Source organism: Cupriavidus nantongensis, from assembly GCF_001598055.1.
GTDB lineage: Bacteria > Pseudomonadota > Gammaproteobacteria > Burkholderiales > Burkholderiaceae > Cupriavidus > Cupriavidus nantongensis.
The window spans coordinates 750,444-769,038 of sequence record NZ_CP014844.1; the positions used below are offsets into that span (position 1 = coordinate 750,444).

The window sequence follows — 18,595 nt, forward strand, 5'->3', positions numbered from 1 at the left end:
GTCGATATGCCGAGGCACTTCGTCGAAGCGCCTGCCCTCTCCCCCAACCCCTCTCCCATAAATGGGAGAGGGGAGCAGGCCCGCAGCAAAAGAAGCGCCCGAAGAAACTCTCACCTCAACGCTCACTAATTCAGGAGCGAGCATGTCCAATTTCATCGTCAAGAAAGTCGCCGTGCTGGGTGCCGGCGTCATGGGCGCGCAGATTGCCGCCCACCTGATCAACGCGCGCGTGCCGGTGGTGCTGTTCGACCTTCCCGCAAAAGAAGGTCCGAAGAACGGCATCGCGCTGCGCGCCATCGACAACCTGAAGAAGCTGTCGCCCGCGCCGCTGGGCCTGAAGGAAGAGGCCGGCCTGATCCAGGCGGCCAACTACGAAGACGATATCGCCCTGCTCAAGGAATGCGACCTGGTGATCGAGGCGATCGCCGAGCGCATGGACTGGAAGCACGACCTGTACAAGAAGGTCGCGCCGCACCTGGCCTCGCACGCGATCTTCGCCACCAACACCTCGGGCCTGTCGATCACCGCGCTGTCCGACGGGTTTGATGCGGATCTGAAGTCGCGCTTCTGCGGCGTCCACTTCTTCAACCCGCCGCGCTACATGCACCTGGTCGAACTGATCCCGACCGCGACCACGCAGCCGCAGATCCTCGACCAGCTGGAAGCCTTCCTGACCACCACGCTCGGCAAGGGCGTGGTGCGCGCCAAGGACACGCCCAACTTCATCGCCAACCGCGTCGGCATCTTCTCGATCCTGGCGGTGTTCGCCGAGGCGCAGAAGTTCGGTATCCCGTTCGACGTGGTCGACGACCTGACCGGCTCCAAGCTGGGCCGCGCCAAGTCCGCCACCTTCCGCACCGCGGACGTGGTCGGCCTCGACACCATGGCGCACGTGATCAAGACCATGCAGGACAACCTGCACGACGACCCGTTCGCGCCGGTGTACCAGACCCCGGCCGTGCTCAAGGGCCTGGTCGATGCGGGCGCGCTCGGGCAGAAGACCGGCGCCGGCTTCTACAAGAAGGAAGGCAAGGCGATCAAGGTGCTCGACGCCAGCACCGGCCAGTATGTCGATGCCGGCAAGAAGGCCGACGAGATCGTGGTGCGCATGCTGAAGAAGGAACCGGCCGAGCGCATCCGGCTGCTGCGCGAGTCGACCAACCCGCAGGCGCAGTTCCTGTGGGCGGTGTTCCGCGACGTGTTCCATTACATCGCCGTGTACCTGGAGCAGATCGCCGGCTCGGCTGCCGATATCGACTTGGCGATCCGCTGGGGCTTCGGCTGGAACTCGGGCCCGTTCGAGGACTGGCAGGCGGCCGGCTGGAAGCAGGTGGCCGAGTGGGTCAAGCAAGACGTCGAGGGCGGCAAGGCGCTGTCGGGCGCGCCGCTGCCGGCGTGGGTGTTCACCGGCCCGGTTGCCGACAACCAGGGTGTGCACGCAGCGGCCGGTTCGTGGTCGCCCGCAACGCAGTCGTTCGTCGCGCGCAGCACGCTGCCGGTGTACCAGCGCCAGGCCTTCCGCGCCGCGCTGCAGGGCACCGCCGCGGCCGATCCGCGCAAGGCCGGCCGCACCGTCGAAGAGAACGACGCGGTGCGCATCTGGGTGGGCGAGGGCCAGGACGACGTGCTGGTGGTCTCGTTCAAGAGCAAGATGAACACCATCGGGCCCGACGTGATCGACGGCCTGACCCGCGCCATCGACCTTGCCGAGGCCGGCTACAAGGGCCTGGTGGTGTGGCAGCCGACCTCGCTGCAGCTGGGCGCGCCGGGCGGCCCGTTCTCGGCCGGCGCCAACCTGGAAGCGGCGATGCCCGCCTTCATGATGGGCGGCGCCAAGGGCATCGAGCCGTTCGTGAAGAAATTCCAGGACGGCATGATGCGCGTGAAGTACGCCGCGGTGCCGGTGGTGTCGGCGGCGTCGGGCATTGCGCTCGGTGGCGGCTGCGAACTGATGCTGCACTCGGCCGCACGCGTGGCGGCGCTGGAAACCTATATCGGCCTGGTCGAAGTGGGCGTGGGCCTGGTGCCGGCCGGCGGCGGTTTGAAGGAAGCGGCGCTCGCGGCCGCGCGCGCGGCGCAGGCCGCGGGCAGCACCAACTACCTGCAGTTCCTGACCAGCCGCTTCCAGAGCGCGGCCATGGCCAAGGTCTCGGGCTCGGCGCTGGAAGCGCGCCAGATGGGCTACCTGCAGCCGTCCGACCAGATCGTCTTCAACGTGCATGAACTGCTGTACGTGGCGCAGAACGCCGTGCGCGCGCTCGCCGACGCCGGCTACCGCGCGCCGCTGCCGACGCTGATCCCGGTGGCCGGCCGTTCGGGCGTGGCCACCATCAAGGCGTCGCTGGTCAATATGCGCGACGGCGGCTTTATCTCGGCGCACGATTTCCTGATCGCCACCCGCATCGCCGAAGTGGTGTGCGGCGGCGACGTCGACGCCGGCGCGCTGGTCAGCGAGGAATGGCTGCTGGCGCTGGAGCGCAAGGCCTTCGTCGACCTGCTGGGTACCGGCAAGACGCAGGAGCGCATCATGGGCATGCTGCAGACCGGCAAGCCGGTGCGCAACTAACAGGGCAAGCGAGGAACCGACATCATGAAACAACTGCAAGACGCATACATCGTTGCGGCCACCCGCTCGCCGATCGGCAAGGCCCCCAAGGGCGCGTTCAAACACACGCGCCCCGACGACCTGCTGGCCACCATCCTGAAGGCCGCGGTGGCACAGGTGCCCGACCTGGATCCGAAGCTGATCGAAGACGCCATCGTCGGCTGCGCCATCCCCGAGGCCCAGCAGGGCCTGAACGTGGCCCGCATCGGCGCGCTGCTGTCGGGGCTGCCCAACACCGTCGGCGGCATCACCGTCAACCGCTTCTGCGCCTCGGGCCTGAGCGCGGTGGCGATGGCCGCCGACCGCATCCGCGTGGGCGAGTCCGACGTGATGATCGCCGCCGGCGTGGAATCGATGAGCATGGTGCCGATGATGGGCAACACGCCGTCGATGTCGCCGGAGATCTTCACCTGCGACGAGAACATCGGCATTGCCTACGGCATGGGCCTGACCGCCGAGAAGGTCGCGCAGCAGTGGCAGGTCAGCCGCGAGGACCAGGACGCGTTTTCGCTGGCGTCGCACCAGAAGGCCATCGCCGCGCAGCAGGCGGGCGAGTTCCGCGACGAGATCACCCCGGTCGAGACCATCGAGCGCTTCCCGGACCTGGCCAGCGGCCAGGTCAGCGTGAAGACCCGCACCATCGCGCTGGACGAAGGCCCGCGCCCGGATACCTCGCTCGAGGGCCTGGGCAAGCTGCGCCCGGTGTTTGCCAACAAGGGCAGCGTCACCGCCGGCAACAGCTCGCAGACCTCCGACGGCGCCGGTGCGCTGATCCTGGTCTCGGAGAAGATCCTGAAGCAGTTCAACCTGGTGCCGCTGGCGCGCTTCGTGTCGTTCGCGGTGCGCGGCGTGCCGCCCGAGATCATGGGCATCGGCCCCAAGGAGGCGATCCCGGCGGCGCTGAAGGCGGCGGGCCTGAGCCAGGACCAGCTGGACTGGATCGAGCTGAACGAAGCCTTCGCCGCGCAATCGCTGGCGGTGATGCGCGACCTGCAGCTGGATCCCGCGCGGGTCAACCGCATGGGCGGCGCGATCGCGCTGGGCCACCCGCTCGGGGCCACCGGTGCGATCCGCTCGGCCACGGTGGTGCACGCGCTGCGCCGCCATAACCTGAAGTACGGCATGGTCACCATGTGCGTCGGCACGGGCATGGGCGCCGCCGGCATCTTCGAGCGCGTATAAACGCGCCTGCGGGATGGCCCCGGCGCCATCCCGCCCTTTCCGCATCAGGTGAAGAAAGCAGTACCGGGGGCTGCCGCCCGCGACGCGGGTCACCAGCAGGGGAGGAGACACAATATGCAGGAGACAGCCATCCTGGCGGATGCCGCGTGCGACTTGCCACGCGACGTCATGGCCGCGCTGAAGGTCCACACCATTCCGTTCCGCATCCGCGCCGGCGAGCACTTCGTCGCCGACACGCGCGATGAAGACGCGCTGCCGCGGCTGTACCAGCAATACCTTGTCGGCCGCCAGGACCACTATGCCGAATCGGTGCCGATGGTCGAGCGCGAGCTGGAGGAGCACCTGCTGCGCAACGTGGTCGCGCAGTGCGATCGCGCCATCCTGTTCACCATCGCCAGCACGCGCAGCAAGCTGTATGCGCATGCAAGCGGCGCGGTGATCGGCACTGTCACGCGCAGCGTGCGACTGCGCAAGCAGGCGGGCCGTTCGGGGCTGTTCGACCTGACCGTGGTCGACACCGGCGCCATCGGCCCGGGCCAGGCGCTGATCGTGCGCGAAGCCGCGCGCATGGCGCTGGACGGTGCCAGCCCGCAAGCCGTACGCGAGGCCGTGGAAACGCGCCTGCGCGATGCCGCCCACATGTTCCTGGTGCCCGACGAACTGCTCTACCTGTACACCCGCGCACGGCAGAAGGGCGAGGGCAGCATCACCTGGAGCCGCTACGTAATGGGCAGCGCTTTCAACCTCCGCCCCGTGGTGCATATGCACCGTGGCCAGACCGAAGCCGTCGCCAGGGCGCGCGGCTCCGAAGAAGGCAGGCGCCGCGTGCTGCAGCATGCCGAGCAATGCGTGCGCGCCGGCGAGCTGCTGGTGCCGGCGCTCTCGGCGTGCTACGCGGGCCCGCTGGACGAGGTGCGCGCGATGCCGGCCTACCAGTCGCTGGCGCGTACCGCGCGCAGCCACGGCGTCGAGCTGATGCTGGCGCCGATGAGCCTGACGGTGGCGCTGAATGTCGGCGCGCGCGCGTTCGGGCTCAGCTATCTTGCCGAATCGCCGCCGCCTTTCGAATAACCCCCAACTGACGAGGACACCATGAGCATCCGTACCAGCATCGAGCAGGGCATCCTGACGCTCGAATTCGACCGCATCGACAAGAAGAACGCCATCACCGCGGCGATGTACCAGTCGCTGGCCGACGCGCTGCGCGCGGCCGACACCGATCCCGCCGTACGCGCCATCCTGCTGCGCGGCAAGCCCGAAGTCTTCACCGCCGGCAACGACCTCGAGGATTTCATGCAGCGCCCGCCCAGCGCGGGCGAGGGCGCCGAAGCGGCGCCGGTGTTCCAGTTCCTGTACCAGATCAGCCATGCCAGCAAGCCGGTGGTGGCAGCGGTCAGCGGCGCGGCGGTGGGCGTGGGCACCACCCTGCTGCTGCACTGCGACCTGGTCTATGCGTCCGACACCGCCAAGCTGTCGCTGCCGTTCGTGCAGCTGGGGCTGTGCCCGGAGGCCGCGAGCAGCCTGCTGCTGCCGCGCGTGGTCGGCTACCAGCGCGCCGCCGAGAAGCTGCTGCTGGGCGAAGCCTTCAGCGCGCAGGAGGCACTGGAGATCGGGCTGGTGACGCGGGTGCTGCCGGTGGCCGAGCTGCATGACTTCGCCCTGGCGCAGGCACGCAAGCTGGCGGCCTTGCCGGCATCGTCGCTGCGCGAGACCAAGCGCCTGATGAAGGCGGGCGCGATGGCGGAAGTGGAGAAGCAGATGGCCGACGAGGGCGCGGTGTTCCGGCGCATGCTGGTGGCGCCGGAGGCGAAGGAGGCGTTCAGCGCGTTCTTCGAGAAGCGGAAGCCGGATTTTATGAAGTTTGCGTGAGGGGCCATGAGGGGGCCGAGGGGGGCCGAGGGGGCTCGACCGCCCCCTCAAGCCGTCGGCAACACCCGCGGCTGCCGCGACTCGTCGGTCGCCACATAAGTCAGCGTGGCCTCGGTCACCTTGACGATCTCGTTGCTGTGGCGCATGCGCTGCGCATAGACCTCGACCTCGACCGTGATCGAGGTCCGTCCGGTCTTGACGATATCGGCGTAGAAACTCACCAGGTCGCCGACGAACACCGGGTGCTTGAACAGGAAGGAATTGACCGCGACGGTGGCCACGCGCCCCTGCGCGCGCTCGACCGCCGGGATCGAGCCGGCGATATCCACCTGCGACATGATCCAGCCGCCGAACACGTCGCCATGGACGTTGGCGTCCGCGGGCATCGGTACCACGCGCAGCGCGGGATTCTTGCCGGCGGGCAGGGCGGGGACGGTGTGGGGAGCGTTCATGAGGCGGTATGGTGGACAACGGAAGAGGGCGGCGCGACGAAAAAACCCTTCGCCTGCCGCGATATGCGAATCCTGCGACAATCGCGCATTGGCCCGAATTCTAACGTATGCGCCGCTATTCCACGACCGCCGAGCAGGCCCCCGACACTGCCTCGGTCAAGCTCTTTCCCGGCCAGCGCGCCCCCCGCAGCGACTGGCAGACCGTGCGCAACCTGCTGCCCTACGTCTGGCACTACAAGTGGCGCGTGATGCTGGCGCTGGCCTGCCTGGTGGCGGCCAAGGTCGCCAACCTGGGCGTGCCGGTGCTGATGAAGCGGCTGATCGACAGCATGAATATCGCCGCCGGCGACCCGCGCGCGCTGCTGGCGGTGCCGGTCGGGCTGATCGTCGCCTACGGCATGCTGCGCCTGTCCGCGACGCTGTTCACCGAGTTGCGGGAGATCCTCTTTTCCAAGGTCACGCAGAGCGCCGTGCGCGAGATCGCGCTGCAGGTGTTCCGGCACCTGCATGCGCTGTCGCTGCGCTTCCATCTGGACCGCCAGACCGGCGGCATGAGCCGCGACATCGAGCGCGGCACGCGCGGCATCCAGTCGCTGATTTCGTATTCGCTGTACAGCATCCTGCCCACGCTGGTGGAAATGGCGCTGGTGATCGGCTTCTTCGTGCTGCACTACGACATCTGGTTCGCCGCCATCACCGGCTGCGCGCTGGTGGGCTATATCGTCTTCACCATCGTGGTGACGGAATGGCGCACGCACTTCCGCCGGCGCATGAACGAACTCGATTCGCGCGCCAACCAGAAGGCGATCGATTCGCTGTTGAACTTCGAAACCGTCAAGTACTTCGGCAACGAAGCCTACGAGGCGCAGCGCTACGACGAGAACCTGCGCAAGTACCGCACCGCGGCGATCCGCTCGCAGAACTCGCTGTCGTTCCTCAACTTCGGCCAGCAGGCCATCATCGCCATCGGTCTGATCCTGATCCTGTGGCGCGCCACGGTGGGGGTGGTCGACGGCAAGCTGACGCTGGGCGACCTGGTGCTGGTCAACACGCTGATGATCCAGCTGTATATCCCGCTGAACTTCCTCGGCGTGATCTACCGCGAGATCAAGCAGGCCACCACCGACATGGACCGCATGTTCGTGCTGCTGGGCACGCACCAGGAGGTGGCCGACGCGCCGGGCGCGCCGGCGCTGCGGGTCGGCGGCGCACAGGTGCGCTTCCGCGACGTGCGTTTCGGCTACGAGTCGGACCGCACCATCCTGGACGGGGTCGACTTCACTATCGCCGCTGGTACCACCACCGCGGTGGTGGGGCATAGCGGCTCGGGCAAGTCGACGCTGGCGCGGCTGCTGTTCCGCTTCTATGACGTCGGCGGCGGCGCGATCGAGATCGACGGCCAGGACATTCGCGCCATCACCCAGGACAGCCTGCGCCGCGCCATCGGCATCGTGCCGCAGGACACCGTGCTGTTCAACGACAGCATCTACTACAACATCGCCTACGGCCGCCCCGACGCGACCCGCGACGAAGTCATCGCCGCGGCGCAGGCGGCGCAGATCGACGCCTTTATTCGCGAACTGCCGCAGGGCTACGACACGCCCGTGGGCGAGCGCGGCCTGAAGCTGTCCGGCGGCGAGAAGCAGCGCGTGGCGATCGCGCGCACGCTGCTGAAGAACCCACCGGTGCTGGTGTTCGACGAAGCGACCTCGGCGCTGGATTCGCGCACCGAGCAGGCGATCCAGGCCGAGCTGATGCGCCTGGCGCAGAACCGCACCACGCTGCTGATCGCGCACCGGCTCTCCACCGTGGTCCATGCCGACCAGATCCTGGTGATGGACCACGGCCGCATCGTCGAGCGCGGCACCCATGCGCAGCTGATGCGCGCGGGCGGGCGCTATGCCGAGATGTGGGACATCCAGGCGCGCGCTGCCGCCAGCGGCGGCGATGCCGTCGGTGCGGACGCGCTTGCGCTCGACGTGGGCGACGCCACCCAGGACGCCTGAGCGGCTATCCGGGGCGCCGGTTCGCACCAGAGCGCGGCGCGGATTGTCGGCAATCGCTGCCGACGATGCTGCCGCGGCAATCGCCGCGCCCATTTCTGGTTCGACAATCACGCGCGGGCACGCCCTGAAACGGGGCCTGCAAGGCTGGCATGTCCCTTGCGGACGGATCCCTCCGAAATCACTATCCACGGAGAGATGCCATGCCCCAATCCCACACGGCACGCCGCCGCCTGCTGAAGCTCGGCGCCATGCTCGGCACCAGCCTGGTGCTGTCGACACAATTCGCCGGCACCGCCCACGCGCAGGCCGCGGCCACCAAGGTCAGGTTCCAGCTCGACTGGCGCTTCGAAGGGCCGGCGGCGCTGTTCCTGCTCGGCGAGCAGAAGGGCTACTACAAGGCCGAAAAGCTCGAGGTCTCGATCGATGCCGGCAACGGCTCGGGCAACGTGGTCAACCGCGTGGCCTCGGGCACCTATGACATGGGCTTCGCCGACATGTCGTCGGTGATGGAGTTCTACGGCAACAATCCCGACGCGAAGAACAAGCCGGTAGCGGTGATGATGGTCTACAACAACACGCCCGCGGCCATCCTGGCGCTGAAGAAGTCCGGCATCCGCGCGCCGAAGGACCTGGCCGGCAAGCGCCTGGGCGCGCCGGTATTCGACGCCGGCCGCCGCGCCTTCCCGATCTTCGCCAAGGCCAACGGCCTGCAGGCCTCGTCGTTCAACTGGCAGGCGATGGACCCGACGCTGCGCGAGACCATGCTGGTGCGCGGCGATCTCGATGCCATCACCGGCTTTTCGTTCACGTCGATCCTGAACCTGAATGCGCGCGGCGTGAAGGACGAAGACATCGTGGTGCTGCCGTACCCGCAGTTCGGCGTGAAGCTGTACGGCAATGCCGTGATCGCGTCGGAGGAATTCATCAGGAAGAACCCGGAGGCGGTGAAGGCGTTCCTGCGCGCCTTCAGCAAGTCGGCGCGCGACGTGATCGCCCGTCCGGAAGAGGGCATCCGCGCGCTCAAGGCGCGCGACGGCATCATCGACGAGAAGCTGGAAACGCGCCGGCTGAAGCTGGCGCTGGACAGCGTGGTCCGCTCGCCCGATGCCAGGGCCGAGGGCTTTGGCCGCATCAGCAAGCCGCGCCTGTCGCTGATGGCCTCGCAGGTGGCCGATGCCTTCGGCACCAAGGGCCGGATCAACGCCGATGCGCTGTGGACCGACGCTTACCTGCCAGGCGCGGCCGAACTGGATGTGCTGCGATGATGGCGCGCCTGGCCGAATCCATGCCGGAGGCCGCGACCGGCGCGACTGCCGCGAATGCCGCGACCGCGCCCGTCGAGCCCTTCGTCGATTTCAACCGGGTCTGGCTGGCCTATGACGACACGCTGGCGCGCCAGGGCGAGTTCGCGGTCGAAGACCTGTCGCTGCAGGCAGCGCCGGGCGAGTTTATCGCCATCGTCGGCCCGTCCGGCTGCGGCAAGTCCACCTTCATGAAACTGGCCACCGGCCTGAGGCCTGCCACGCGGGGCATCGTCAGGATTGCCGGGGAGAAGGTGAGCGGGCCGCTCAAGCAGGTGGGCATGGCGTTCCAGGCGCCGACGCTGCTGCCGTGGCGCACCACGCTCGACAATGTGATGCTGCCGCTGGAGATCGTCGAGCCCTACCGCTCGACCCTGCGCGCGCGCCGCGACGAGTACGTCGACCGTGCCCGCCGGCTGCTGCATACCGTCGGCCTGGGCGGCTACGAGGACAAATACCCGTGGCAGCTGTCCGGCGGCATGCAGCAGCGCGCATCGATCTGCCGCGCGCTGATACACCAGCCGCGCATGCTGCTGCTCGACGAGCCCTTCGGCGCGCTCGACGCCTTCACCCGCGAGGAACTGTGGTGCGTGCTGCGCGACCTGTGGCAGGCGCAGCGCTTCAACGTGATCCTGGTCACGCACGACCTGCGCGAGGCGGTGTTCCTCGCCGACACGGTCTATGTCATGAGCCAGCGCCCCGGCCGCATCGTGATGCGCAAGGAGATCGGCCTGCCGCGCCCGCGCGATCTCGAGCTGACCTATACCGAGCCTTTCGCCGAGCTGGTGCACGCGCTGCGCGAGAAGATCGGCCATGTGCGCCAACACTGAGCCGAACAATGAGCCCAACACTGAGACCCTGACGATGATGATGACCTTGACTTCCGCTCAGGAGCGCCGCGTGCAGCGCGTGGCGCCGTGGCTGCTGCTGGCCGCGGTGCTGCTGCTGTGGCAGGGCGCGTGCATGGCTTTCGATGTCTCCGACTTCATCCTGCCGACGCCGTCCGCGATCGTGGCCGCGCTGGTCGACTACGCGGACGTGATCGCCGGCCATGCCTGGCGCACCTTCTGGACCACCATGGTGGGGTTTGCCGTGGCCATCGGCGTGGGCGTGCTGCTCGGGCTGGCGATGGGCTCGTCGCGGCTGCTCTACGCCGCCAGCTACCCGCTGATGACCGCCTTCAACGCGCTGCCCAAGGCTGCCTTCGTGCCGATCCTGGTGGTGTGGTTCGGGCTCGGCGCCGGGCCGGCGATCCTGACCGCGTTTTTGATCTCGTTCTTCCCGATCATGGTCAATATCGCCACCGGGCTGGCCACGCTCGAGCCGGAACTGGAAGACGTGCTGCGCGTGCTCGGCGCGAAGCGGCGCGACGTGCTGTTCAAGGTCGGCCTGCCGCGCGCGCTGCCGTATTTCTTCGCGTCGCTGAAGGTCGCGATCACGCTGGCCTTTGTCGGCACCACGGTGTCGGAGATGAACGCCGCCAACGAAGGCATCGGCTACCTGCTGGTGTCGGCCGGCTCCGCCATGAAGATGCCGCTGGCGTTCGCCGGGCTGGTGGTGATCGCGGTGATGGCGATGGCGATGTACGAGCTGTTCGCGGTGGTCGAGAAGCGCATGACCGGCTGGGCCCACCGGGGCTGAGGCGGGCTCAGCGCCGCACTAGCTGCCGGCCTGCTGCAGCTGGTAAGTCGAGCAGTAGCTGAAGCGGCTGGCCGGATGCACGCCGGTGGTCACGACGATCGCCTGGTCGCGCAGGAAATAGGTGCGGATGATGCGCAGGCCCGCCGACTTGTCCGGCACCTGCAAGGCAGCGGCCTGCGCGCCTTCGACCAGCCACCCCTGCACCTCCTGCTCCACGCGGGTGATCTTGATCCCGTACTGCTTCTCCACCATCGTGTACACCGGCACGTCGAGCGTCTCGCCGGGCGGGGACAGCTCGCCGTAAGCGCTGTCGACATAGATGTCGACCAGCCCGATCGGCTCGTGCCCGGGCGCACTGTCGAAGCGTGTGCCGCGGATATGCAGCCAGCGCGCGCCGGGCGCGCAGCGCAGCAATGCCGCCAGCGTGTCATCGGCCTCCATCATGCCGAACGCCGAGGTGCGCAACGTGGTTCCCTTGGCATAGCTGACCAGATCGGCAGGCGAGTCCATCAGCTGCGTGAAGCGGCTTTGCGGGCGGTCCGAAATCACGCGCGTGCCGACGCCGGCCTGGCGCGACACCATGCCCAGGTTGGTCAGCTTCTGCACCGCCTGGCGCACCGCGTACCGGCTCAGGTTCCAGGTTTCGCACAACTCCGCCTCGGTCGGCAGCAGCGCGCCGACCGGCGGGTTGCCGTTGACGATTTCCTGCATCAGCGTGCGCGCCAGGTCGAGATGGCGCGGCGAGGTCGCGCCCAGGGCGGCGGAAACGGGGTCGATGTCTCTTTGCATGGGGTGGGAAGGTCAGCAGCAACGGCGTCGGCGCCGCCGCCGATGCCGTGACATCCGCCGCGACGCGCGGGGTCGATCTTAGCATTGCGCGCAGGGTTTTTCCTAATATTCGAATGTTCGAACAAATTCCTATAGTTCGAGCCATGCCGATGCCTGACCTGCCGCGCTGCCCGCATCCGGCGACCACGCATCCGTTCCTCGATTCCGGAGAAGCCTCCCGCATGTATCCCATTGATTTCCTGTGGCGCGCCGCCCATCGCCATCCCGAGCGCACCGCCATCTTCAGTCCCGACGGTCAGCTGTCGTACCGGGTGCTTGCCGACACGGTGCTGCGCCGCGCCGCGGCCCTGGTGGCGCTCGATCCGTTGCCGCGCAGCCGCGTCTGCGTCGGCGCCGCCAACACGGTCGACCACCTGGTGGCGATCCTGGCGATCCTGGCCGCCGGCAAGGTGTGGGTGCCGCTGAATCCACGCAACGGCGATCCCGAGCTGCGCCGCATCGTCGACTTCGTCGAGCCCTCGCTGGTGCTGGCCGATGCCGGCATGGCCGAGCGCCTCGGCGGTATCGCGCCGCCGTTGCGCCTGCTGTCCGATCTGGGCGCCGATGGCGGCGATCCCGCTGCGGTGGTGATGGGCCCGCGCGGCCGCGGCGGCGTGCCGCTGGAAGCGGCGCAGGCGGTCAAGTTCACCGGCGGTTCGACCGGTGCTCCCAAGGGCGTGATCCAGCCGCTGCGGGCATGGAACGCCAATATCGCAACCCAGATCCACGAACTTGGCCTGACGCCGGCGGACCGCTACCTGGTGGCGGCGCCGATCACGCATGGAACCTCCACCTACATGCTGCCGCTGCTCGGTGCCGGCGGGGCGCTGGTATTCCCGGAATCGGCAAGGCCGGCGGGCCTGCTCGATGCGGCCCAGGCCCACGGCGCGACGCTGTTCTTCGCGCCGCCGACGCTGATCCTGGCACTGGTCGAAGAGCAGCGGCGCGCGCCGCGCGCGTTGCCGGCGCTGCGCTACCTGGTCTACGGCGGCGCGCCGATGCGCCCGGAGCAGATCCGCGACGCGCAGGCGGTGTTCGGCCCGGTGCTGTGCACCTCGTTCGGCCAGACCGAAGCGCCGCAGATCATCACCTTCCTGCCGCCGGGCGAGATGCATGGCGAGCGGCTCGCTTCGGTCGGCAGGCCGTCGCTGCTGACCCGGGTGGCCATCGTCGACAAGGCCGGCAACGTGCTCGGCGCCGGCGAAGAAGGCGAGATCGCGGTGCGCGGCGACCTGGTCATGAGCGGCTACCTGAAGGCCGAGACTGAAACCCGCAAGACGCTGGTCGACGGCTGGTTGCGCACCGGCGATGCCGGCGTCTTCGACGAGCACGGCTTCCTGTTCCTGCGCGACCGCATCCGCGATGTGATCATCACCGGTGGCTTCAACGTCTATCCCGGCGACGTCGAGGTGGTGCTGTCCGCCCATCCCGCGGTGGCCGACTGCTCGGTGGTCGGCATCCCCGACGCCAAGTGGGGCGAGGCCGTGCATGCCGCGGTGCAGCTGCGCCCCGGCATGCAGGTCGCCGCCGACGAGCTGATCGCGCTGGTCAAGCACGAGCTGGGCTCGGTCAAGACGCCCAAGCATATCCACGTGTTCGACGCGTTGCCGCGCAGCGCGGTCGGCAAGGTGCTGAAGCCGGCGGTACGCGAATCGATCCTGTCGACCTGGAGCGCGACATGAATACCTCCGCCACGCCGAGCACGCGGCTGTGCCGCTACACCGAGCAAGCGGTCTATTACGGCGAGGACGACCTGGTGGCGGACCTGCTCGGCCAGGCCAGCTTTATCGACGTCTTCATGAAGCAGACCTTCGGCAGCGTGCCCGGCCCGGCGCAGCGCCGCATCGCCGAAGCGGTACTGGTGACGCTGATGGAGCATGGCATGACGCCGAGCGCGATCGCCACGCGCATGATCTATTCGAGTTCGCCGGAAAACCTGCAGGCCGGCGTCGCGGCGGGCCTGCTGGCGGTGGCCAGCCAGTTCATCGGCACCATGGAACCGGCGGCCGGGCTGCTCGACCAGATCGCGGCGGCCGGTGCCGACGGCCCGGCCGAGGCGCGGCGCATCGCGCGCGAATACCGTGCGCGGCGCGAGCCCGTGCCCGGCTTCGGCCATCACCTGCACCGGCCCGACGATCCGCGCGCGCTGGCGCTGCTGGCGCTGGCGCGCGAGCTGGGCACCCATGGCGCGCGCTGCGCCGCGCTGGAGCAGCTGGGCGCTGAAGTCGACGCCGCCGCCGGCCGCCATATCACCATCAACGCCACCGGTGCGGTGGCGGCGGTGCTGGGCGACATCGGCATCCCGGCCCGGCTGATGCGCGGCTTTGCCGTGCTGAGCCGCGCCGCGGGGCTGATTGCCCATATCGCCGAGGAACAGCGCGAACCCTCGGGACGCTTCGTGTGGGGCCTCGTCGACGAGGCCATGGCACCCGCCCGCGGCGGCAGCGGGGTGGGCTGACCACCGCCGCAAACAGACAATCAGAAAATCAGAAGGAGACACCATGACAGCAGCCGACCGAGCCATCCAGCGGCACCATCACATCACGCTCAGCGTGGGGACCGCGCAGCAGGACTATGACTTCCATACCAGGGTGCTCTCGCTGAAAAGCGTCAAGAAGACCCTGATCTACGACGGCGGCACGCCGTTCTATCACCTGTACTACGGCAACGACCTGGGCGAGGAAAGCACGCTGATCACCTGCTTCCCGGTCGCGCACTTCGGCCGCAAGGGCCAGCGCGGGACCGGCCAGATCGGCAGCCTGGCGCTGTCGGTGCCGGTCTCGGCGATTCCGTTCTGGCACCGGCGCCTGGCCGACCACGGCTTCGACGTGCGCCGCACCGAACGCTTCGGCGAGGTGGTGCTGGCCTTTGCCCATCCGTGCGGGGTCGAGTACGAGCTGATCGGCATCGCCGACGATGCGCGCACGCCTTACTCCAACGGCGAGGTGCCGGCGGAGTTCGCGATCCGCGGCCTGCATACCATCGCGGTGAACGTGCGCGAGATGGAGTCGTCGCAGCAATTCATGCAGGAAGGATGGTCGGGGCGCGAAGTCGGGCGTGATGGCAAGTACCTGCGCTACGCCTTCGGCGACGGCGCCTCCGGCAAGCTGGTCGACTTTGCGCTCGAACCCGACCTGCCGCAGGCCAGCTGGACCTACGGCGAGGGCACCGTGCACCACTGCGCGTTCCAGGTCGAGGACCGCGTGGTGCAGGACATGGTCAAGGCGCGGCTCGAGGGGCTGGGCCTGACCGACACCTCCGAACGCAAGGATCGCGGCTACTTCGAATCGATCTACGTGCGTACCCCCAGCGGCGCAATGTTCGAGGCCACCGTGTCGAAGCCGCAGGCGTTCCTGGTCGACGAGCCCTATGAAAGCCTGGGCTCGACGCTGCAGATCGCGCCGCAGTTCGAGAGCCAGCGCGCAACCATCCTGCAATCGCTGGAAAGCCTGCACTACTGAAGCGGGCGCGCGTCGCACTGCGGAAACCTCATGCCTGTCCTCAATCCCCACCTGCACACGCCGCTGAGCGTGTTCGACGCGCCGGCGGGCAATGCCCGGCTGGCGGCGATCCTGGTCCATGGCCGCGGCCAGTCGCCGGCGCTGATGCGCGAACTGCTGGTCGACCGGCTCGACTGTCCCGAGGTGGCGTGGTTCGCGCCGCTGGCCGCGGAAAATACCTGGTACCCGGAGCGCTTCATCGCTCCAATCGAGGCCAACGAGCCGCGCCTGTCGCACGCGCTGGCGCGCCTCGAGGTGCTGTCCGAGGCGTTGCTGGCGATGGGCTTTCCCTACACCTCGCAGGTGCTGGTGGGGTTCTCGCAGGGCGCCTGCCTGTGCAGTGAATTCCTCTGGCGCCAGCGGCGCCGGTACGCTGGGCTGATCGCCTTTACCGGCGGGCTGATCGGCCCCCCCGGCGCGCCGCGCGACTGCGCGCGGCCGTGGCTGGCCGGCATGCCGGTGCTGCTGTCAACATGGGATGAAGACCCGCATGTGCCCGCCGACAGCGTGCGCGAGTCGGCGCAGTGGTTCCGCGCCGCCGGCGCCGACGTCAGCATCCGGGTCGAGCCGGGCACCGAGCACGGCATCCGCGACCGCGAGATCGCTTACGCCAATCACTTCCTGGCCGCCTGCGTGCCAGATGCCAGTTGAACGCCAAGGAGTCTTGCGGCATGCAGCCCTTTATCCATGAGACGCGCCAATCGCGCATTGTGTTCGGCAACGGGATGCGCGCGCATCTGCTGCGCGAGGTGGAACAGCTCGGCCTGCGGCGCGTGCTGGTGCTGACCTCGCCCGAGCAGGTCGCGCTGGGCCGGCAGATGGCCGAGCTGATCGGCGAGCGCAGCGCCGGCGTCTACAGCCATGCCGTGATGCATGTACCGGTCGATGTGGTGAAAAACGCGGTCGAAGCGGTGCGGCGCGCCGGCGCCGATGGCTGCGTGGCGGCCGGCGGCGGCTCGACCATGGGCCTGGCCAAGGCCATCGCGCTCGAGGCCGGGCTGCCGTTCATCGCCGTGCCGACCACCTACGCCGGCTCCGAGATGACGCCGCTGTACGCCATCACCGAAGGCGGCCTCAAGCACACCGGCCGTGACTGGCGCGTGGCACCGCGCACCGTGATCTATGACCCCGAGCTGACGCTGTCGCTGCCGCCGGGCCTGGCCATGACCAGCGGCATGAATGCGATCGCGCACGCGGCCGAAGGCCTCTACGCCGGCGACGGCAACCCGGTCTATGCGCTGATGGCCGAGGAAGGCATCCGCGCGCTGGCCGGCGCGCTGCGATGCCTGAAGCGCGACGCCTGCCACGCCGAGGCGCGCGGCGATGCGCTGTACGGCGCCTGGCTGTGCGGCATGGTGCTGGGCAACCTGCAGATGGGCATCCACCACAAGCTGTGCCATACCCTGGGCGGCAGCTTCAACCTGCCGCATGCGGAAGTCCACACCGTGGTGCTGCCCTATGCCATGGCCTACAACGCGGCAGCGGCGCCGCAGGCGATGGTGCGCATTGCGCGCGCGCTGGGCAGCGCCAGCGCGCCTGAGGGACTGCGCGAGCTCGGCGCCGCGCTCGGCGTGCCGCGCTCGCTGCGCGAGATCGGCATGCCGGCGCATGGCCTCGACCATGCGGCCGACCTGGTGGTGGCGGCACCGTATCCGAATCCGCGTCCGCTCGAGCGCGCAGCGGTCCGCGACCTGCTGCAGCGCGCCTACGACGGTGCCGCGCCCGCGTGAGCGCGCGCCGCAACGGTAGAGGTTCCTGCCAACGAGACCCCATCATGCCAACAGTCATTCGCGCCTACTTCCGCACCGGCATCGCCGCCGCGCGCCTGCAGCACCGTCCGGACCATATCCGCCACATCGCCGCGCACCTGCCGGAGATCGTCTGTGCCGGCGCCCTGTGCGATGACGCGAAGGCGCCGCGGGGGCTGTTCCTTGCCGTGCAGGGCGACAGCGCGCAGGCGCGCGCGCTGATTGAATCCGATCCGTACCACCGCGCCGGCCTGTTCGAGCGCGTCGAGACCGAGCCCTATCTGCAGTTCGTGCCGCACGCCAACCCGCGCCTGCTCGAAGAGGAACTGGAGCGGGCACTGCAAAGCGCCGCCGCAGCCGCCACATAAAGCCGCCGGCGGCAGCCGGCAAGCCCCAGCCTGAACCTGGCTCGCAGTGAAACCCTGCAGGGCGCCGTGCGCCCGCGGCCGGCGCAGCGCGACATTCCAAGGAAGACCACAACATGCAACGCATCAAACGCTACCTGCTGACCGGTTCGGCCGTGGCCGTGATCGGCGGCCTGCTCTACGCGGGCCTGTTCATCAAGCCGAAGCCGGCCGGCAAGGCGCTGCCGCAGCCGCTGGTGGAACGCGGCGACGCCTTCTACGGCATGGCCGTGCTGCCCGACGGGCGCATGTGGGCCGTCGGCACCAACGGCAAGATCCTGCACAGCGACGACGCCGGACAGGCCTGGCGCCTGCAGCGCACCACGCAGCGCGCAACCCTGCAGGACATCGCCGCGTGGGACGCGCGCCGTGCGGTCGCGGTCGGCAACGACGGCGTCATCCTGGCCACCGCCGACGGCGGCATGAACTGGCAGGCCGCGCGCGCGCCGCGCTCGTCGATCAGCAACAAGCTGATGCGGGTGCAGGCGAGCCACGATGGACGTGCCTGGGCGGTCGGCAGCGGCGGCGTGCTGCTGCGCTCGCTCGATTACGGCAACACCTGGGAGTCCGCCGCGCCGGTCGAAGACACCGCCTGGAACGGCGTTGCCTTCGACGGCCCTCGCGGCTGCGTGGTCGGCGAGTTCGGCCGCATCCGCGTGACGCGCGATGCCGGCGAACACTGGACCACTGTCACCAGCCCGGCCCGGCAGAGCCTGATGTCGGTGCGCATGCGCGACGACGGCCACGCGGTCGCGGTGGGCCTGCGCGGCACCGTGCTGGTCAGCAGCGATGCGGGCACCAGCTGGAAATCCGTCGCCAGCGCCACGCAGGAAGACCTGTTCGACGTGACCTGGGACGGCAGCCAGTGGGTCGCCGTGGGCGACAAGGGCGTGGTGCTGCTGGGCGGCGCGGACGGCGCCGCCTGGCGCGCGACGCGCTTCGATGCGACGGACCGCGGCTGGTACACGCGCGTGCTCGCGCATGGCGGCAAGTACTACGCCGCGGGCTCGCGGCTGGCGGCCGGCGCGGCCAGGGCGCTGTAAGCACCGGGACGGCCCG

At 68.8% G+C, this 18,595-nt stretch carries 17 protein-coding genes; 15 read left to right on the top strand and 2 right to left on the bottom strand.

The genetic code is table 11. The features are described 5' to 3' along the window. The first annotated feature begins 142 nt into the window (after nt 1-142). The 4 genes from A2G96_RS03415 to A2G96_RS03430 all read left to right on the top strand — a co-directional run bounded on the left by A2G96_RS03415 (nt 143) and on the right by A2G96_RS03430 (nt 5,656). On the top strand, nt 143-2,566 hold the full coding sequence (locus tag A2G96_RS03415) for a 3-hydroxyacyl-CoA dehydrogenase/enoyl-CoA hydratase family protein (RefSeq protein ID WP_062796774.1): 2,424 nt from the start codon (nt 143-145) through the stop codon (nt 2,564-2,566). Nucleotides 2,567-2,587: 21 nt separating this feature from the next. Next, entirely contained in the window at nt 2,588-3,787 is a 1,200-nt protein-coding gene (locus A2G96_RS03420; protein ID WP_062796776.1) for an acetyl-CoA C-acyltransferase, read from the top strand. A gap of 114 nt (nt 3,788-3,901) precedes the next feature. Further along, nucleotides 3,902-4,858: a DegV family protein gene (locus A2G96_RS03425; protein WP_062796778.1), complete on the top strand. Its 957-nt coding sequence runs from the start codon at nt 3,902-3,904 to the stop codon at nt 4,856-4,858. A 21-nt stretch (nt 4,859-4,879) separates the two neighbouring features. Beyond that, a complete protein-coding gene (locus tag A2G96_RS03430) occupies nt 4,880-5,656 on the top strand; it encodes an enoyl-CoA hydratase (protein WP_062796780.1) in 777 nt (258 codons plus the stop codon). A gap of 47 nt (nt 5,657-5,703) precedes the next feature. On the opposite strand, the gene A2G96_RS03435 is transcribed toward A2G96_RS03430, so the two are convergent. Continuing rightward, a complete protein-coding gene (locus A2G96_RS03435; RefSeq protein WP_062796782.1) occupies nt 5,704-6,108 on the bottom strand; it encodes an acyl-CoA thioesterase in 405 nt (134 codons plus the stop codon). Nucleotides 6,109-6,215: 107 nt separating this feature from the next. Between A2G96_RS03435 and A2G96_RS03440 the strand changes: the two genes are divergently transcribed. The 4 genes from A2G96_RS03440 to A2G96_RS03455 all read left to right on the top strand — a co-directional run bounded on the left by A2G96_RS03440 (nt 6,216) and on the right by A2G96_RS03455 (nt 11,056). Further along, complete coding sequence (locus A2G96_RS03440) at nt 6,216-8,114, top strand: ABCB family ABC transporter ATP-binding protein/permease (RefSeq protein ID WP_062796784.1); 1,899 nt, start codon at nt 6,216-6,218, stop codon at nt 8,112-8,114. A gap of 200 nt (nt 8,115-8,314) precedes the next feature. After that, nucleotides 8,315-9,379 (top strand): ABC transporter substrate-binding protein, encoded by a 1,065-nt coding sequence (locus A2G96_RS03445; RefSeq protein ID WP_062796786.1) that lies wholly within the window; start codon nt 8,315-8,317, stop codon nt 9,377-9,379. Beyond that, nucleotides 9,376-10,245: an ABC transporter ATP-binding protein gene (locus A2G96_RS03450; protein WP_150124046.1), complete on the top strand. Its 870-nt coding sequence runs from the start codon at nt 9,376-9,378 to the stop codon at nt 10,243-10,245. The genes A2G96_RS03445 and A2G96_RS03450 overlap by 4 nt, the downstream gene beginning before the upstream one ends. Nucleotides 10,246-10,282: 37 nt before the next feature. After that, on the top strand, nt 10,283-11,056 hold the full coding sequence (locus A2G96_RS03455; protein ID WP_174549307.1) for an ABC transporter permease: 774 nt from the start codon (nt 10,283-10,285) through the stop codon (nt 11,054-11,056). Nucleotides 11,057-11,074: 18 nt separating this feature from the next. Here the strand turns inward: A2G96_RS03455 and A2G96_RS03460 are convergent, their stop codons facing one another. Beyond that, the gene (locus tag A2G96_RS03460) at nt 11,075-11,845 is read right to left on the bottom strand and encodes a GntR family transcriptional regulator (RefSeq protein WP_062796788.1); all 771 of its coding nucleotides are present in this window, start codon (nt 11,843-11,845) and stop codon (nt 11,075-11,077) included. A 221-nt stretch (nt 11,846-12,066) separates the two neighbouring features. Between A2G96_RS03460 and A2G96_RS03465 the strand changes: the two genes are divergently transcribed. The 7 genes from A2G96_RS03465 (at nt 12,067) to A2G96_RS03495 (ending at nt 18,579) form a co-directional block, all read left to right on the top strand. Continuing rightward, nucleotides 12,067-13,566: a class I adenylate-forming enzyme family protein gene (locus A2G96_RS03465; RefSeq protein ID WP_062796790.1), complete on the top strand. Its 1,500-nt coding sequence runs from the start codon at nt 12,067-12,069 to the stop codon at nt 13,564-13,566. After that, nucleotides 13,563-14,342: a citryl-CoA lyase gene (locus A2G96_RS03470; protein ID WP_062796792.1), complete on the top strand. Its 780-nt coding sequence runs from the start codon at nt 13,563-13,565 to the stop codon at nt 14,340-14,342. The genes A2G96_RS03465 and A2G96_RS03470 overlap by 4 nt, the downstream gene beginning before the upstream one ends. Nucleotides 14,343-14,385: 43 nt before the next feature. Next, nucleotides 14,386-15,345 carry a VOC family protein gene (locus A2G96_RS03475; RefSeq protein ID WP_062796794.1) on the top strand — a complete coding sequence of 320 codons (960 nt, stop codon included), beginning with the start codon at nt 14,386-14,388 and terminating at the stop codon, nt 15,343-15,345. A gap of 30 nt (nt 15,346-15,375) precedes the next feature. After that, nucleotides 15,376-16,035 (top strand): alpha/beta hydrolase, encoded by a 660-nt coding sequence (locus A2G96_RS03480; RefSeq protein ID WP_062796796.1) that lies wholly within the window; start codon nt 15,376-15,378, stop codon nt 16,033-16,035. Nucleotides 16,036-16,055: 20 nt separating this feature from the next. Then, nucleotides 16,056-17,114 carry a maleylacetate reductase gene (locus tag A2G96_RS03485; protein ID WP_062796798.1) on the top strand — a complete coding sequence of 353 codons (1,059 nt, stop codon included), beginning with the start codon at nt 16,056-16,058 and terminating at the stop codon, nt 17,112-17,114. 44 nt (nt 17,115-17,158) lie between these two features. Further along, nucleotides 17,159-17,500: a YciI family protein gene (locus A2G96_RS03490; RefSeq protein ID WP_062796800.1), complete on the top strand. Its 342-nt coding sequence runs from the start codon at nt 17,159-17,161 to the stop codon at nt 17,498-17,500. Between the two features lie 113 nt (nt 17,501-17,613). After that, entirely contained in the window at nt 17,614-18,579 is a 966-nt protein-coding gene (locus A2G96_RS03495) for a WD40/YVTN/BNR-like repeat-containing protein (RefSeq protein WP_062796802.1), read from the top strand. Nucleotides 18,580-18,595: the final 16 nt, after the last annotated feature.

What these genes read in the sequence shown, in the direction of transcription:
- A2G96_RS03415 (WP_062796774.1), top strand. Translation starts at nt 143, where the DNA reads ATGTCCAATTTCATCGTCAAGAAAGTCGCCGTGCTGGGTGCCGGCGTC.
- A2G96_RS03425 (WP_062796778.1), top strand. Translation starts at nt 3,902, where the DNA reads ATGCAGGAGACAGCCATCCTGGCGGATGCCGCGTGCGACTTGCCACGC.
- A2G96_RS03430 (WP_062796780.1), top strand. Translation starts at nt 4,880, where the DNA reads ATGAGCATCCGTACCAGCATCGAGCAGGGCATCCTGACGCTCGAATTC.
- A2G96_RS03435 (WP_062796782.1), bottom strand. Translation starts at nt 6,108, where the DNA reads ATGAACGCTCCCCACACCGTCCCCGCCCTGCCCGCCGGCAAGAATCCC.
- A2G96_RS03440 (WP_062796784.1), top strand. Translation starts at nt 6,216, where the DNA reads ATGCGCCGCTATTCCACGACCGCCGAGCAGGCCCCCGACACTGCCTCG.
- A2G96_RS03445 (WP_062796786.1), top strand. Translation starts at nt 8,315, where the DNA reads ATGCCCCAATCCCACACGGCACGCCGCCGCCTGCTGAAGCTCGGCGCC.
- A2G96_RS03450 (WP_150124046.1), top strand. Translation starts at nt 9,376, where the DNA reads ATGATGGCGCGCCTGGCCGAATCCATGCCGGAGGCCGCGACCGGCGCG.
- A2G96_RS03455 (WP_174549307.1), top strand. Translation starts at nt 10,283, where the DNA reads ATGATGACCTTGACTTCCGCTCAGGAGCGCCGCGTGCAGCGCGTGGCG.
- A2G96_RS03460 (WP_062796788.1), bottom strand. Translation starts at nt 11,845, where the DNA reads ATGCAAAGAGACATCGACCCCGTTTCCGCCGCCCTGGGCGCGACCTCG.
- A2G96_RS03465 (WP_062796790.1), top strand. Translation starts at nt 12,067, where the DNA reads ATGTATCCCATTGATTTCCTGTGGCGCGCCGCCCATCGCCATCCCGAG.
- A2G96_RS03470 (WP_062796792.1), top strand. Translation starts at nt 13,563, where the DNA reads ATGAATACCTCCGCCACGCCGAGCACGCGGCTGTGCCGCTACACCGAG.
- A2G96_RS03475 (WP_062796794.1), top strand. Translation starts at nt 14,386, where the DNA reads ATGACAGCAGCCGACCGAGCCATCCAGCGGCACCATCACATCACGCTC.
- A2G96_RS03480 (WP_062796796.1), top strand. Translation starts at nt 15,376, where the DNA reads ATGCCTGTCCTCAATCCCCACCTGCACACGCCGCTGAGCGTGTTCGAC.
- A2G96_RS03485 (WP_062796798.1), top strand. Translation starts at nt 16,056, where the DNA reads ATGCAGCCCTTTATCCATGAGACGCGCCAATCGCGCATTGTGTTCGGC.
- A2G96_RS03490 (WP_062796800.1), top strand. Translation starts at nt 17,159, where the DNA reads ATGCCAACAGTCATTCGCGCCTACTTCCGCACCGGCATCGCCGCCGCG.
- A2G96_RS03495 (WP_062796802.1), top strand. Translation starts at nt 17,614, where the DNA reads ATGCAACGCATCAAACGCTACCTGCTGACCGGTTCGGCCGTGGCCGTG.